The 16,888-nt window shown below is 52.8% G+C and carries 8 protein-coding genes; 5 read left to right on the top strand and 3 right to left on the bottom strand.

Features of this window, described 5'->3' with window-relative positions:
• Positions 1–314: 314 nt before the first annotated feature.
• Positions 315–3,017, bottom strand: coding sequence for a fibro-slime domain-containing protein (locus tag Q0P86_RS12440; protein ID WP_295039838.1), 2,703 nt, complete (start codon positions 3,015–3,017; stop codon positions 315–317).
• 214 nt (positions 3,018–3,231) lie between these two features.
• On the opposite strand from Q0P86_RS12440, the gene Q0P86_RS12435 reads away from it, so the two are divergent.
• Both Q0P86_RS12435 and Q0P86_RS12430 read left to right on the top strand, forming a co-directional pair.
• Complete coding sequence (locus Q0P86_RS12435; protein ID WP_295039835.1) at positions 3,232–3,885, top strand: hypothetical protein; 654 nt, start codon at positions 3,232–3,234, stop codon at positions 3,883–3,885.
• Positions 3,882–6,842, top strand: a complete 2,961-nt coding sequence (locus Q0P86_RS12430; protein WP_295039833.1) for a type IA DNA topoisomerase — start codon at positions 3,882–3,884, stop codon at positions 6,840–6,842. Before Q0P86_RS12435 ends, Q0P86_RS12430 begins: the two co-directional genes overlap by 4 nt.
• Here the strand turns inward: Q0P86_RS12430 and Q0P86_RS12425 are convergent.
• On the bottom strand, positions 6,839–8,251 hold the full coding sequence (locus Q0P86_RS12425; RefSeq protein ID WP_295039831.1) for an MATE family efflux transporter: 1,413 nt from the start codon (positions 8,249–8,251) through the stop codon (positions 6,839–6,841). The genes Q0P86_RS12430 and Q0P86_RS12425 overlap by 4 nt on opposite strands.
• A 38-nt stretch (positions 8,252–8,289) precedes the next feature.
• Positions 8,290–8,703: a hypothetical protein gene (locus tag Q0P86_RS12420; protein WP_294985472.1), complete on the bottom strand. Its 414-nt coding sequence runs from the start codon at positions 8,701–8,703 to the stop codon at positions 8,290–8,292.
• Between the two features lie 110 nt (positions 8,704–8,813).
• On the opposite strand from Q0P86_RS12420, the gene metG reads away from it, so the two are divergent.
• The 3 genes from metG (at position 8,814) to Q0P86_RS12405 (ending at position 16,882) form a co-directional block, all read left to right on the top strand.
• Positions 8,814–10,883 carry a methionine--tRNA ligase gene (metG, locus tag Q0P86_RS12415; protein ID WP_290995820.1) on the top strand — a complete coding sequence of 690 codons (2,070 nt, stop codon included), beginning with the start codon at positions 8,814–8,816 and terminating at the stop codon, positions 10,881–10,883.
• 213 nt (positions 10,884–11,096) lie between these two features.
• Entirely contained in the window at positions 11,097–14,990 is a 3,894-nt protein-coding gene (locus Q0P86_RS12410) for a hypothetical protein (protein WP_291023142.1), read from the top strand.
• Complete coding sequence (locus Q0P86_RS12405) at positions 14,987–16,882, top strand: BamA/TamA family outer membrane protein (protein WP_290995825.1); 1,896 nt, start codon at positions 14,987–14,989, stop codon at positions 16,880–16,882. Before Q0P86_RS12410 ends, Q0P86_RS12405 begins: the two co-directional genes overlap by 4 nt.
• Positions 16,883–16,888: the final 6 nt, after the last annotated feature.

Genomic DNA, 16,888 nt, shown 5'->3' with positions numbered 1-16,888 from the left:
GGGGATACTGGGGCGGGATGACGAACGGGGATACTGGGGCAGGATGACGTACGGGGATACTGAGGCAGGATGACGTACGGGGATACTGAGGCGGGATGACGTACGGGGGTACTGAGGCAGGATGACGTATGGGGATACTGGGGCAGGATGACGAACGGGGATACTGAGGCGGGATGACGTACGGGGGTACTGCTGCTGGACGTTCAGGAATGCAGCCACTGGATGACGTATGAAGTTACTGCTGCATGACGAACGGACATAAGTGCAAAAATCCCCGGCCATGCCGGGGATTTCAGATTTAAATTTGCCAGAAATTACTTGTGCTTACTGCGACGGTAACCGAAGCGGTAGGTGTCGCTCGAACGGCTATAGAACACAGTGTTGTCCTGCGGAGTAGCACCCACCACCAGACAGTGCGTCGTCTGTTCCTGCACGAAAGTCACCTGGTAAATATAGGGACCCGTCGCGAGGAGACGGCCATTCTGCGAGACCGGATACATCTTGACGGTAATCCAGGCGGCACCCGTTTCGCCATAGAGCGGCTTGGTGCATCCGCTCGGGTGCGTTTCTGTACCCAACGCCTTATGCAGCATTTCTTCGGTCACGACCTGCTGGTACTGGCTTACGAAATGACCCAGATGGTCAAAGACGCGAACATTCAGGCGGAACGGACCGGAAACCGGATAAGCAATACTGGTGCAGCTTTCATTGGTGCCATCACCGTTACCGTAGCACATTCCGCTGGCACCAGCGGCACCGCCGCCAACGAACGCCGTGGACTGGTTCGTCGTAGCTCCACCGAGTGGCGACGCCGCAGAGTAGATCCTCTTTTCTTCGGCAGTCAAATCAAGCGGGTTGCCGTTTCTGCCCTTGCCGGCAGGGACAGAAGAAATTATCAAATCGGCGGTATAGTTCAACGGAAGTTCGCCGTCGTTGTTGTCCGCAATCTGGGTCAACACATTGGACTGTTCCGTAAAGTCAGGACGTTCAATAAGAGAGTCAAGCGTAAACGAGGCAACCTTGGTATTGGCCACGAGCTTGGTGTTTGCCCAGTCTTCGTAGGAGTTGGGAGGTCCGGTCACGCCCTTGCCAGACGAAGAGGTAACCGAGTAAGTCATCTTTTCGCTCCAGGAAATCAGCTGTTCCCAAACGTCCTTGTAAACCGCGGCAGCATCTTCATCGGAAACGAGACCTTCCGTTTTGGGGAAGTTGAAGGCAATCTTGTCGTTACCCACGATACCCGTCGCAACTTCGTTGCCATTCAAGTCAAGCAGTTTACCCGTAAAGTCGTACTGCACGCCGGAGGAACCCTTGTTCTGGCCCTGTTGCACAGAAGAAATATAGTAGCCATAGACAACCTTCGACTTTGTACCGTCAGCGTTCTCTACTTCTCTCATAATCAAGATTGCTGGTTGACCGGAGGTCTGCATCATGGCAAGCGTATTGTCATCCAGAGTCGTGTTCAGGAGCATGCTCACGTTCTGGTTGCCATTTTCGTCAACGGTCACGACCGCGCTACCCACGGCAGGCTGACCGTAACGGGACGGAGCCAGTTCAGAAAGGGACGTTCTAATATAGATGTTGGAGCCATCGGTCTGGCGGTCTGCATAGAAGAAGTGCAGGTGGTGCCAGGTATTGTCAGCCCAACCCGTTGCATCGGAGGCGCCTTCACAGTTGGAGTCGCCGGAAAGCGGCTCACCCGCATGGCAACCATGGTTATTCAAGGCAAGCGTTTGGATGTTCACGCTACCCGGAGCAGACAAGTGGGTACCGCCCAAATCCACCGCGAGCACACCGTCCACATAGATCCACATATCGTCGTCACCCGCGAATTCGAAAACCTCGGGAGTCGGAACCTGGTTTGCGACACGATACTTGAACTTGGCATAACCCATCATCGTAAAGGCATAATTACGCAGGTGCTTCCATCCAAGATCGCCATGCGTTTGGGCGGCATTCCACGCGGCACTGCCGTAAGGAGTGATATTTGTGGTGGGGCGAACACCGTCGCCATAGACAACGTTTGCCATAGGACCAGTAACGGCTCGGGGACCGCCATTCTGCAACCAGGACGTGCAAAGGGCGTAAGTGTTGGCTCCCTGGAAGTCGGTCTGGGTCTTGTTGTACTGGTATTCGTACGGCGGACAGAAAATGGAAAGACTCTGCGGACCGTACTGTTCACACTTCTTGTTTTCCTGGATATCCGGATTACAGACCTTGGGCTGAATCCACTTTTTGCTTACCGGATCAATAGAATCGAGAGGCGAGTAACCACCGTTATTGTAGTTGTAGTCGTAGATATAATAGTTCGAACCGGCCGGATCCTTCGGAATATCCATGGTCATGTTCGTTCTCAGGTTCCAGCCATCCACATCGTTGTACCACTGGTCGAAGAACTGGTTATCGCAAAGTTCATTCAGCTTTTCGATATGGACACCGTCATACATGTCTCGTTCACCCGTTTCAGGCTTAGGGTCGTCAAAGCGCAGATAGGTTTTGACCATTCCCGGGGTGTAGTACACCGGATTCGCCCAATAAGTCTCGTTGCCCTGGCAGACAAAGCCGCTCACCGTACTCAAGGCATTTTCGTAACCGCGTTGCGTGATTCCAGGAACCGTCGATGTTTTACATTCGCCGTATTTCAAAGTATCATCCATAGAGGCAGTCTGCAAATAGGGCGGCAGCACCGGGTTTACGGTCTTCGGGAGGCCGTCACGGGCAATCAGGGCGCCCGTTTTGGAGGCCATGTTACCACAAGTCGTATGGTAAGCCCTTTTGCCGAGCCACGTGGCATCGTAGCCGTAGACATTCATCAACGCACCGTTAGCGGAATAGTTGAATATCTGGTTGTCATGGGCCACAGCTTCTTCCGAGAAGTTTTCAAAGTCCGGGTGATTCGGCTGGAAATCGCGGACCACGATATCCAACTGACGAATGTCGTCTGCTGCATAGAGCATTGATGCACAACCGATTACAGCACCGAGAACATTCTTACCTTTTTTACCAAACAGTTTCATAATATCTCCACACCTTAAAGATGGGTTAAAAACATTCACCCCTAAATATACACCTTTTTCAGCCCGATTTAAAATGCCATTTATGAAAAAAAAGGAAAAACAGGCCCTTTGATGAATTATGGAGACCGCTTTTATGCCATTTTGAACCGACACCGGGCGTTTTTGGCTCATTTTTTGTTTTTTGCGCCTTAAATATTCTAAATAGTAGGACAAGATGTCTATTTCCACCCTGTTTACAATCGCCATCATCCTCATCCTTTTGCGCATCTTTTGGCTCAAAATCAAAGACACCAACATGAAGGGCGAAGGATTCAAGCGACTACCCCCCAAGGATCAACTCGCCGTACTCAAGGAATGCCTCCTGAACAACCCGACCAACGGAAACTTGCAGAACTTGAAAGATTTTTGCACCAAAATGGGGACGGACCTAGATACCGAGTCCTACCGCCCCTTTATGCAAAAGCAACTGGAACTTACTAGAAAAAAAGACGCCCTGGCCGAGGACAACGAACTTTTTGGCACCGAAGCCGCCTGGATGGATTGCATCCGCCCGCTGGAATTTGAAGAAGCCCAATCAGCCCGTCAGGAAGGACGCCATGAAGACTTTATCCTGAGGACCCTGGAAGGAATCGCGCGCCTCTATTCGGACGAGGCGATTCTTAAGGGACTTGGCGATCTTGAGGCAGACTATCCCAAGGCTCGCGAACTCGCCCAAGGCTACCGGGACCTGATGGAACTCCGCGACACCAGCGGAGCCGACGACGACTCACTCGCCAAGTTGCGAAACGCCAAGGCCGCCTGGGAAGGGAATCTGTTACAAATCGACCTCGGGGACTCTGCGGCCCCCAAACAGGATGACGCCCCGTGATTTTGCTTGTCGCCGAAAAGCCCTCCGTCGCAAACCAGCACTATCGCCCCATGCTCGAACGCCTGGAAGGTGAAAAATTCACCCAGGGCGACGGTTGCCTGATTGGCAAGAACCATTGCATTACCTGGTGCGTGGGCCACCTGATTACACTTGCCCCGCTGGACGCCTACCCCGGCTTTGAAGGAGGATGGCGACTTTCGAACCTGCCCCTGCTCCCCGAAAAATTCCGGCTAATGGAAATCGAAAGCACAAAGAAGCAGCTGAACGTGGTGCGGCAGATGATGGAGCAGGCGGACGTTCTCGTGAACGGCGCGGATGCCGGACGCGAAGGAAACCTGATTTTCGACCTGATCCTCGACTACACCCCCACCTTCAAGCAGAAGACCATCAAGCGACTCTGGGTCAACAGCTACGTGGCAAAGGACCTCGACAAGGCCTGGAAAAATCTGGAAGATGCCACGCAGCGCGTGAACCTGAGCTACGCAGCCCGTCTGAGACAACGAGCCGACTGGATGGTCGGGCTGAACGCCACGCGAGCCTACACCTTGACGGCCGGTCGCGGGAAAATGATTTCGGTGGGACGCGTGCAGACGCCGACCCTGAACCTAGTCGTGGAACGCGACGCCATCGTGGAGCAGTTCAAGGAACTGTATTACTATAGTGTCGTCGGAACCTGGAAAGGATTCCAGGCACAGTACCTCGCAGAAGATAAAGTTGCTGTTTTCGAAAAAGAGGCCGGTGCGAACGCCGTGGTGACACGGTGCAATCCTCCTGCCGATATCGCGATTGCAAAAATCGATACGCAGCAAAAGAAGCAGTTTCCACAGAAGCCTTTCGACCTCACGGAGTTGCAGAAAGAAGGCAACAAGCGGTTCAAATACAGCGCCCAGCAAGTGCTTGACTGCGCACAGAATTTATACGAAAAAAAACTTTTGACCTACCCGCGTACCGACTCGCAGTACCTGCCCGACAATATGAAACAGGAAGCCTACGCACTTGCGCAAAGGCTTGCAACGCCCGAGCAGAAAGGCGTGATGCGAAGCGCCGAAGAAAATTTCGTCTTTATCAATTCAAGCAAAGTCACGGACCACTACGCGATTATCCCGACAGGAGAAGTTCCAAACGGACTCCCTGAAATGGAACAGAAAATCTACGAACTCGCGAAGGAACGCTTTGTACAGGCTTGGCTGAAGCCGTATGTCTGGAACGAGATGGAGGTGATTTTACAGACAAGAGACGAAAGACGGGAGACTAAAGATTTATTCAGATTAAAGCTCAAGCGCAACGAAGAGTTGGGATTCCGCGCGCTGACGAAAGAAGAGACGAAGGGCAAGAAAAAGAACGGTTCGGCAGGCTCACCGACCGACAATAAGGACGCCGCTGCCGAAGGCAAGGGCGACAGCGACGAAATCACGAACCTGGTCGAAAGTTTCCCCGAATGGAATGTCGGCGACCACACCCCGTTCGACAGCATCGAACTGCAAAAGAAAAAGAAGAGCAAGCCCAAGTACTACACCGAAGCCACGCTCCTTGCCGCGATGAAGACCGCGGGAAAGCAGATTGAGAACGAAGAACTCGCCGAAGCCATGAAGGACCGCGGGCTCGGAACGCCGGCAACACAGGCGGGCATCATCGAGACTCTCAAGAAACGCGGATTTATCGAGGCGCAAAAGAACTACCTGGTGAGCACCGCCCGCGGTCGCGAAGTCATTGAGCTGATGGACGAAAAGGTGAAATCGCCCGAGATGACGGGCGAATGGGAATACCAGCTTTCGCAAGTCGAAAAAGGCAAACTTTCGCCGGTGGAATTCCGCGACGGCATCGTGGAATACGTGAAGCAGCTGTTCGCCGATTTACACGCAAGATACGGATGCCAGTTCGAACGCGAGACCGTGACTGACGCCATCAACTGCCCTAAATGCGGACAGCCCCTGGAAATCGCCCCCTGGGGTTACACCTGCAAGAACGAAGCCTGCGCCTTCAAGATTGGCCACACCGTGGCGAGCCGTATGCTCAGCCACCGCGAGATGAAGGAACTGCTCACAAACAAAGCCGTCGGCCCTCTCGTCGGATTCAAGAGCAAGAAAGGAACCGAATTTGCAGCGAAACTCACTGTCGGCAAGGATTTCAACATACAATTCGAATTCGAAAGCGACGGCAGGTTCCACGGACAGAAAACCGAATACAAGTGCCCGCTCTGCGGAGCCGTTCTCGAAGAAAACAAGAACGCCATTTTCTGTACTGCGACTAAGGATCCCGGCACTACGGCCGGGATGACAAATGAGGGGACGGCCGGGATGACAAATGAGGGTATGGCCGGGATGACAAATAAGGGGACGGCCGGGATGACAAATGAGGGAGTGGCCGGGACGACAAATGAGGGAACGGCCGGGATGACAAATGAGGGAGTGGCCGGGTCGACAAATGAGGGAAAGACTGGGACGACAAATGACGGTGCGGGAGATTGCAACTTCACGCTGTTCAAGACGGTCGCAGGACACACGCTGACCGCCGCAGAAATAAGCGAACTTTTCACCAACGGGGCAACGCCTCTCATCCAGGATTTCAAGAGCAAGAAAGGCACCGTATTTACCGCACGCCTCAAGTGGGGCGAAGGCGCCGACAGGGGCCGCGCCATCTTCGAATTCCTGCACCGGAATCTCCCCTGCCCCGTCTGCGGCGACCAGCTACGGTTCCGCAGCGGAACGACTTCGCAAGGCAACGAAACGCACGCTGCCTTCGTCTGCATGAACCCGCAATGCGGCTACGGTATTCCGCAGATATTCTACCAGCGCAAATTCAGCGATGAAGAAGTCGAAGGATTGCTCAAGAACAAGTGTACCCCCGTACTGGAGCCGTTCAAGAAGAACGACACCACCTTCCGCGCAGCCCTCGAAATAAGGGAAGGCGGGAAAATCGGTTTCAACAAGTTAACCGTCGAAGTCATTAACGGCTAGACATCTAGGATATGGCGGCGCCACTTGCCGTTTTTCCAGCGAAGCCAGAAAAGAACCGGAGCCGTGCTGTAAACCGCAACGACCGCAATCCAGGCGAGATGCGCAGGCAGACCGAACACATAGGCTACCAGGTACAACGAACCCGCCACGCACCAGTTCATAATGGCACAGGCGAACATGACCCATAGCGTATCGCCCGCCCCGCGTAGAGCCCCCGCATAAATGACCAGCAGGACTTCTACGAAAATGTAGAAGGTCGCTATCCGCAACATGAAGATACTCATGGGACGCGCCGATTCGAAGATTGCGATGGCTTCGGCTGACGCCTCTGCCACATCGGGCTTGAAGATATCCGTAAGCATGCCCGGCAGGAATATAAAGAAAATGCCCATCAGCAAAGAATAGCCCCAGCCGAGCTTGAGCCCCGAATAAGTGGAACGGGAGGCTGCCGCCCCGTCCTTTGCGCCCACATAGCGCCCCACAAGGCTTGTAGACGCAACTTCAAGCCCCATCAGGGGAACATAGGCCACCATGTCCCAGTTGAACATCACCGAAGAAGCAGTCGCCGACTCAGGACCGAGCGCATGAAACATCAGGATTAGCAGCTGGAACGCCGACATGTTCAGGAATATTTCGACTCCCGACGGGATTCCCTTTTTCAAAAGTTCCTGCGTCAATGGCCAGCTGAAAGCAAATGCGTAGCGCGTGCGGAAACGACGATGACAGCTCTTGCCGAAAAATTTAGCGAACAGGATGACGGTCGAAACTAAATTCCCGATAAGTGTCCCGTAAGCAGCGCCCGCCACGCCCAGGGCTGGAATTGGCCCCATACCGTAAATCAGCACGAAATTGCAGGCTACATTCACGAGCATGCCCACGAAGGCTGCCTTCATCACGATTTTCGTTTCACCGATACCGCTAAAGAAACACGGCGCCACATTGCGCACCAAGTTGATGACGCCACCGAACATCAAGATGTTGAAATAGGTTTTCTGATACTGCAGCTGGTCTGCCGGCAAATGTTCCATTCCAAAAGCAACGTGTCCTAGAGGAATCGTCAAATACAGGAGCGGCACGCACATCAGCGAAACATAGAGCGCCTGCATAAACGCTCGGGCGCAGTCCCATCGCCGTTTGCCCCCCAGCCGTTGCGCCACCATGGCGGTCGTGTAACTGATCATCCCCGTAAAGAACATAGTGAGGGCCAGCTGTACCGCCCCCGCGCCGAGGGCCGCATTCATTTCGGCAGGACCAAGCTTCGAAAGAAACAAGCGATCGATAAATGTCATCAATGTATCGAACGACATTGACAGAAGCATCGGGAGCGCAACAACCAGCACATCCTTCACATCGCCGTTTTTCTTGAATCGAGACGGCCTATAGAACCTATTCAGTATTGCATCGACCATAGGGTGGCCAAATATAGAATTTTTGACACGAGTATTTTTTAGAAACCGATGACGGCTTCGGAAATTTCGTTCGCTTCGTCGGAATAGTCATCGGCGTAGTCCGGGATAAATTCGCCCCAGCCGTCGCTCGTGCCGCAACCGACTCCCACGTCAAGGGAAGACCACTTGAAGGCCCCGTAGACATGCTCGAAACGTTCCATGAGCTCCGCAAAAAAATCTTCGGGGAGTTCATCTTCGATCAGGACTGAGCCGTCCATCGCCAAAAGTTCGCCATCGGGGAGTTCTTCGAAACGGCATTCGTACTCGTCCATCATCACATCGTCCACAGAATACCACTCGCCCGCATCTTCACTGGGCATGTCCATTTCGGGGTACTGTTCCATGAGGGCATCATAAATTGCCGCGAGTTCCTCGCTCACCCCCACGAAACGCATCAAAATTCTACAATTCATAAGCACTCCTGTCCAATCAAAAATAAATATAATTGCGCCTTTCAAGAAAACCATAGACCTTTTGAAGCGGTTTTTGACGCCTCCGAAGTGTTTTTTCTACATTTGAGCGCATGAAGAATTTTTACGTTACAACCCCGATTTATTACGTGAATGACGCCCCGCATATCGGGCACTCCTACACCACAGTCCTCGCGGATATTTTGACCCGCTTCCACAAGATTATCGGCTACCAGACCTTCTTCTTGACCGGTACCGACGAACACGGCCAGAAGGTGCAGCGCGCCGCCGCCAAGCGCGAAGTCACGCCGCAGCAGCACGTGGACGAATACTACCACCGATTCGAAGACCTGTGGAAAAAGATGGATATCGAAAACGACTTCTTTATCCGCACCACAATGCCCGAACACAAGGCCTTCGTGCAGGAATGCCTCCAGAAACTCTGGGACAAGGGCGAAATCTACTCGAAGGAATACGAAGGTTGGTACTCTGTCGGCGAAGAACGCTTCTTTGGCGAAGACGAGCTTGACGAAAACAAGTGCGACCCCATCAGTCACCGCCCGGTGGAATGGCTCAAGGAAAAGAACTACTTCTTTAAGATGGGTTCTTACCAGCAGAAGCTGATAGACTTCTTGGAAAGCCACAAGGACTGGATTGTACCGGACTACCGCTGGAACGAAATCCGCGGGTTCCTGCGCCAGCCACTGAACGACCTGTGCATTAGCCGCCCGAAGGCACGCCTCAGCTGGGGCATTCCGCTGCCCTTTGACCAGGACTACGTGACCTACGTATGGTTCGACGCCCTTTTGAACTACGTGAGCGCCTCGACCGCCTTCCACAAGACTTATGCCGACGGCACGCCGATTTGGCCCGCTACTTACCACCTCATCGGCAAGGACATTTTGACGACTCACAGCGTGTACTGGCCGACCATGCTCATGGCCCTCGACATTCCGCTTCCGCAGCACATCCTAGCCCACGGCTGGTGGCTCGTGAACGGTGGCGACAAGATGAGCAAGTCCGCAGGTAACGTGGTGAATCCGATGGATTACATGACCAAGTACGGCGTAGATGCGTTCCGCTACTTCCTCGCCTCGGCAATGGTCGTGGGACAAGACGCAAACTTCACGCACGAAAGCTTTGTTCGACGCATCAACAGCGACCTCGCCAACGACCTCGGCAACGTACTGAACCGCGTGCACCGCCTGGTGCTCACCAACTTTAAAGGCAAGCTTCCCGCCGCATCGAACCAGGATGATGCCGCCAACGAAGTCGTCTCGATCGCAAAGCGTGTCATTGGCAACGTGATGGAATGGGTGCCGCAGGTGAAACTTTCGCAGGTGATCGACGAAATCATGTCGCTGGTGCGCAGCATCAACCGCTATCTTGAAATCAAGGCCCCGTGGAAGCTTGCGAAGGATCCCGCAGCAAAGGACGAACTCGCAACCGTTCTTTACATTTCTGCCGAAGCCGTGCGTCTCTCGCTGTGCCTGCTGTGGCCGGTGATTCCGGCCAAGGCGCAAGAAGGCCTCGCCATGATCGGCTCCAAGTTCACCGACGTGAACGACCTCGCCTGGGGTATCCTGAAGGGCGGAGAAGTGTTCGGCGAAGGCAAGCCGCTCTTCCCCCGTATTGAAGAAGAAATCAAGAAGCAGGAAGTCCAGCAGAAGCCCAAGCAGAACAAGCCGCTGACCGCCGCCGATGTTCCCGCCGCGATGGACCTCCGCGTAGCGCAGATTGTCGAAGTGGCGGACCACCCGGATGCTACTAGTTTGTACGTGCTCAAGGTAGATGCTGGCGAAGGCGAACCCCGCACGATTTGCAGCGGACTCAAGAGCAGCTACAAGGCCGAAGAACTCCAGAACAGAAAGATTCTCCTGTTCGCTAACCTGAAGCCGAGCGCACTCCGCGGCATTATGAGCCAGGGTATGCTTTTCGCAGGCGACCTCGAACCCGAAACGCACAAGTGCAGACTCGTGAGCGTTCCCGAAGACGCAAAGCCGGGAGACCGAGCCCTATTTAAGGGTGTCGCTCCGAGCGAACCGCGTGAACTCAAGGTGAAGGATTTCGAGAAGATTGCGCTTTCCGCAAAGGGTGGCGCCGTGTTCTGCGATACACTCGCACTTGAGGTAAACGGGAAGCCGGTGACCTGCGACGTCGCCGACGGCGCCGGAATACACTAAAAGACCGCTCGGCTCTATCGCTTCGTCAAGAATGTGATTGCGCCTCGCTCTCGCAACCGCCCCTGTTTAGTAACAGGGGCTTTGTTGCTCACGGAACGACCGCCCCCAAAAAACGTCATCTTGCCGCAACTCATTGAAAGACAACGATTTACGCGCATTTTTCAGGCATAGAAACCGACTGCGGATTCCATATTTTCTATACTTGTAATCAAGTTGAGTAAACGACCTACGACATTTGTAGGAACAGCCGTCTTTGCCACGGCTGTTGTTGGCGCCATTGCCCTTGGCGTCTGGTTTGCGCGTGCGCTTTTCGAGCGAATTTTGTCCACTCCGCACACTTTTGCAGGCGTCACGATTACCCCCTACGGCCATAGCATGGAAAACCTGCTGGTCCACCATTTCGATTCCGTCCGCATATCCGTAGACGGGACCGAAATCAAGGTCGCCAATCCAGACCTGGACATCACCCTGCTTGGAAGCGCAAGGGGAGCCAAATTGCAAGTCGACTCCGTCATCGCGGTAATCCAACTCCCCAGCGATTCCGGAATGCAGAATACCGACGACGCCCAAACCGGCCCACCAAAATTACCCGACAACCTGAACATACCCGTTTTAGTCCAGCTTGATGTCCAGAATGCCCAGGTCATGTTATCGGACGGCAAAGGATGGCAAGCAAAGAACATTTCAGCAAGAAACCACGGCGGAAAATCCGTTCAGCTCAATGTCCAGGAAGCCACAGGCGACTTCTTGCCCTCGGCCACAAGTATCGCCCTGAATGCCAACTTCGAAACCCAGAAACTGAAACTCAAAGGCAAGGTAAAAACGAAGTCGGACTCCCTGAACGTCAATATCGAGGCACCCAAGGACAATCTGACCTCGCTGAAGACTTCCACGAACATGACGATCAGCAATCCCAAGGACTGGATTCCCGTTGAATTGCCCGACATCGTTCCCAAGATTGAAAAACTGAAAGTTTCCGCAGACGCGACCGTTGACCTGCAAAAGAAACGCACCACCTACAACGCAACCATCAAGACCAGGGTCGGTAAATTCTGGCCACTGTTGCCAGAAGATGTCTCTATAAAGCTTGCGGGAGACCAGAACAATTTGGACATAGATATCCTCCTGAAGAACGACGAGGGAGGAAGCATCAAGCTGAACGGCTCCTTTGACAAGAACATGAACGGTTTTATGACGGGGCGCGTCAAACAGATGAGTGCTGAATTCGGTCCTCAGATGATGCCGATGGACATGGAAATCAAGTCCGCGGAATTGCACGATAAAAAAATCAATGTATCCGTAGAAACTAGACAAGGTTCTCTCGTAGACGGAGCCATCGATCTTAGCGATTCCCTCATGATTACATTCACTGGAGACATTTCCCCTTACGAACCGTGGGCGTTGGACTGGACGCAAGGAAACCTGACCTTAGGGGCGCGTTCCAAGGTATACGGAGCTTTCGACGGGCACTCGCTCAAGATTCTAGCCAAAATCAATTCCATCGTGAACGCCTACCACATTGCTGCCGACTCGCTACAGGTGTCATTGGATCTCAACCTCAAGGGCATCGATTTTTCGAACGGGATCATCTATTCCCCCAAAGAAACTTTCGACTTCAACGGAGATGTCAAATGGAACGATCCGCATCCGCACACCTCTTGGAACGTTTCGCAGCGGAACGGCGGCAAGGCTAGCGCCTACGTAAACATCGGAGACACCATCGCCCTTGATGTTGAAGCGGACCATGTCGTCTTTGCAACAATCCCCTTCTCCGATATCGATCTCGACAAAAAAATCAATGGACTCGTCACGGGTAAATGGAGTCAGGATTTTGACCACAACATCGGAAGTGCAGAAGTATCCATCGACGGACGACTCGACGCCTTCAAACTGGGGGCCGAGGCGGCGGTCCGGCAAAATGGCGATACGATTTTCATAGACAAGTTCGATGCGACACATGATAGGAATACGGCTACCGCCACAGGGGCTTTCATCCTGCCGAACGATTCCAACCCCGACTTCCACACCTCCGGATTCTTGCCAGTACAGTTACTCTACGCCAACATATCTTCTCACGAGTTCAGCATTCCCTTGCTCCTGGAACCCCTGAACGACAGCACCTTGACCTCGGGCATGCTCAACGGCGACCTGAGCTACAAGCAAGGCTACAAGCTCATCGGCAACCTGGACTTCTACGACATCAAGTTCAGGAGCATTCCCCCCGAACTTTTCAACATACGCAAGCTGAACATTTTTGCCGAAAACGACAAGATCGAACTCAACTCATATCTCGACATCGGCGGGGGCGGCTGGACGGGCAACACGCAAGTCATCATCAACAATGTCTTTAACGAAAAGCGACATGTCAGTTTCTCGCACGGCAGCGATAACGGAGGAACCCTCTGGGCCGAGGGATTTATCGACAACGACTTCATTTTCAACGGAACCATTGACGCCAACGGCTCCTGGTTCATTCCGGGAACCGTCAGCGAAATCAAGAATACCGACCTGCACATCGACATGACGGCGGAACTCAAAAAAGGACTCAAGGGTATCACCGCCGATCTACGGGTAGACTCCACCATTTACGAACCTCCCAGGACCAAGGTTCAGTTCCCCATCTATATGCGTGGACATCTTGAAAATGGACTCTTGGACATCAACGAAGCACGCACCCAGAACAACAGCGGCGAAGTCATCTCGGCTAATCTGCAGTTTAGCCTTGACAGTATGAAGCTGATGGGCATCGATATCAACTCAGACCGATTCACCATCCAATCCGGCAGTCACTGGCTTCTGCTCGAAAACATGCACAGCCACACGACCGACAACGAAGACGAGCTGCTCATTACGGCAAACATTCCCCAGATTTCGTACAAGTTTAACAACGAAGTCTATGGCCAGGCCGAAGCGAAAGCGCGTGGCGATATTGGCTTCAGCATTCCGCACGGCCGCGAAGGACTCATCAAGAACAACACGATTACCGGAAATATCGTGATTGACAAGGCCGTATTCTACAGGAATTTCGACATCAACATCACGCCGTCGGCCCTAGACAAGTACCTGACCATGTTCAATAATTTTGTCGCCAGGTTACGAAAGACTGGCGCACAAGAAGAAAAGATTTCTGTTGCAAGCCCTATCAACCTGTCCCTGCATGTCAGCGACTCACAGATGGACTCCATCGCCGTGGTCACCCCGTTTGCCACCTTCCCGCTTTCCGTAGACATCTGGGTGCTTGGAAATACCGTGCGTCCCCTATTGCGCGGCGATATCACCAACACAAACAGTGGTTTTATCGGAGTCAGGGAAGTATACGAATTCGAGTTGAAGAACCTTCTGATTTCCTGGAACGACGTTCCGTGGCAAAACGGCATCATCGACGTATCCAGCAGCCAGGAACTTCCCTACTGTTCCGAGACTTCCGAAAAAGAAAAGGAGACCTGTCCCATCAATCTGGATCTCCAGGGAACGATCACCAACCTGCAGGCGGTACCGTCGTCGAACTGCGGCGGAGAATCGTCGGCGGCATCGATTTACTACAACATTTTGCTAGGTTGTATTGCAGAAAACAACGGCGAAGAAACCGACTGGAACAAGCTTGCAGGTAAGGCAATCGGCAAGGTCATCTCGTCGACTGCGAACAAGACCCTTGGAGGCGACTACATCGGTGATATCGACATGAAAGTGATGCTGTTCGAAAACAACACCACGAGTGACAAGGATTCGAGCTACTTCAAGGTTCCGGTATCGCTTGACCGTTGGGTAAGGAACCTCAGTCTCATTTTCGGCTACACGCAAGACCAGAGCAGCGAAAACCGTACCTACGACCAAGCCTTGCAATTCGGGGTCAACTACACGCTCCCCGTGTTCCAGGAAGCGGAATACTCGCACAAGAACCATCTTTCGCCATCACTTGAACTGAACGCCATGCTGATTTCAAAACAGTACCTGACCAACACGGTTACCGAAAGCAGTGAAACATCGCGTATCGAGAAAAATATCGGTATTGACTACACCTATCGATTCTGGAATCCCTGTCTGCTCGGACTTGGTCGCTGCGAAACAATGCAAAACAAGGACAAACCGAAGGAGGAATCCAAATGAGAATAATTTTATTCCTTCTTTTGTTCGTAACAGCATACTGTCTTGCCGAAGAAGATAAGCACCCCTGGTACTTGAATATTCGAGGCAACAAGGCATTCTCGAGTTTTCAGCTGGAAGAACAGCTGGATGTTCCCGAGGAATTCGGCATGATGGATACCACCAAGCAGGATTTCATGATGCGCCTCTCGCTCGAAAATATCAAGGCGCTCTACTATTCGCGAGGTTTCTACAGCTTGGACATTTCCATGGAAATCCAGAGGGACATCATTTCGGCCGACAGTGTCGTCCGCGGATATTTCATCAGCATTCGCGACGGTGAGCGTTATCGTTTTGACGGAATCAAGCTGATTTCGCCACCAGAAAGAACCGTCGCCATAGACACAAGCGGACTGAACACGGCGCAAGACCATTACTACAATCAAGAAGATATCGCCGAAGACATGGAAAACATCCAGAAGGCTTACCGTCGAGAAGGATACCTGCACGCCACCCTTTCTTCCGTAGAATTCCTGGATACCGCCCAAAAGAAAATCCGCGTTGAAATCACAGTAAATCCCGGAGCAAAAGTCATCATGGGCAATATGGTGAGCGAAAGTTTCCGTTCCCGTGACAAGCGCAACAGGCAAGACACAATCAAGGAAGCCGGACTGACCGACACAACCTGGCTTTCTTCGCTGTGGAAAATTCCCCAGGGTGAAATTATCGACGGTAATCAATACCACTCCTTCAGATCGAAACTCTACTCGACACAGTTATTCACCCAAATCAAGATGCGCGATTCCCTCCGCCAAGACGGCCTTTCGGATGTTTATTTGGAAGCCACCGAGCGCATTCCCGGAGAAATGCGTTACGGATTCTTCTACGAAGAAATTTATGGTTTCGGAGCACATGCATCTGCCAAGCACAAAAATTTCTTCGGGCACTTCCACGAATTTTCAACCAGCGGCATCGTGGCCCAGCACAAGCAGGAGACTTCCGTTGGTTATGCAAACCCGCTCCTTTTCGGAACCTCGTTCAGTTTCATTCCGACTGCCATCCGCTTCGAAGATCATGTCACGCTGAACCACGAAAAAATTAATCCGCCCGCCTACCCTGACAGCCTAGAAGAACGCTACGAAGTCATCAACCGTGCAGACCTGACCTTCGGCATCACCAAGCACATCCGTTTCCGTGGCACGCTCGATACCCGATACGTGAACAAGAACGAAGACAAACTCTTCAAATTGAAAGCAGAAACCGCACTCACCTTTGACTATACCGACGACTACTTCAATCCAGTTAAAGGGATACGACTTGCACCGACATTCGGCGCGGGTTCTAACTGGAACGGAAACATCCAAAATCTGACGATGGTTGGCAACCCCTACACTTATGGCGAACTCACCGTAAACCTGTACCATCCGTTATTCTGGACATTCAACGGAGCCGTAAGCGGAAGCGTCGGCAAATTCTTCGCCAAGGCGCACGAAGACGACGCACGCGTATTTTACCAGGGCGGTTCGCGTTCCGTCCGTGGCTACCGATTCCGCAGCATTTATGCCAGCTACACCGACTCCGTTTGCGTCGATGACGACTGCACCAAACAGAAGGAACGCATCAACACCGGCCTCACGCCGCTTTATTACCGCCTAAACGAAGAAATCCGCTGGACATTCCCATGGAAATCGTGGCAACGCTGGCAAATCGTGCAATTCTACGATTGGACTCTCGTGACCGACAACGAAAGCATCTACGCCAAACGCGAAAGCGAAAGCCTCGGACTCGGCGTACGTTACCATTGGCAGTTCCTGACCTTCCGTCTTGATTACGCCTTCAAGAAGGATTTGAGCAACTGGAGTCCGGAAGCATTTGGCTGGGGCAGGTTCGCGTTCGACCTGTCGCAGACATTCTAGGCGGCA

The organism is uncultured Fibrobacter sp., from assembly GCF_946062555.1.
GTDB lineage: Bacteria > Fibrobacterota > Fibrobacteria > Fibrobacterales > Fibrobacteraceae > Fibrobacter.
The sequence above is the reverse complement of the archived record's forward strand: the minus strand, read 5'-3'. Positions and strand labels throughout refer to the sequence as shown.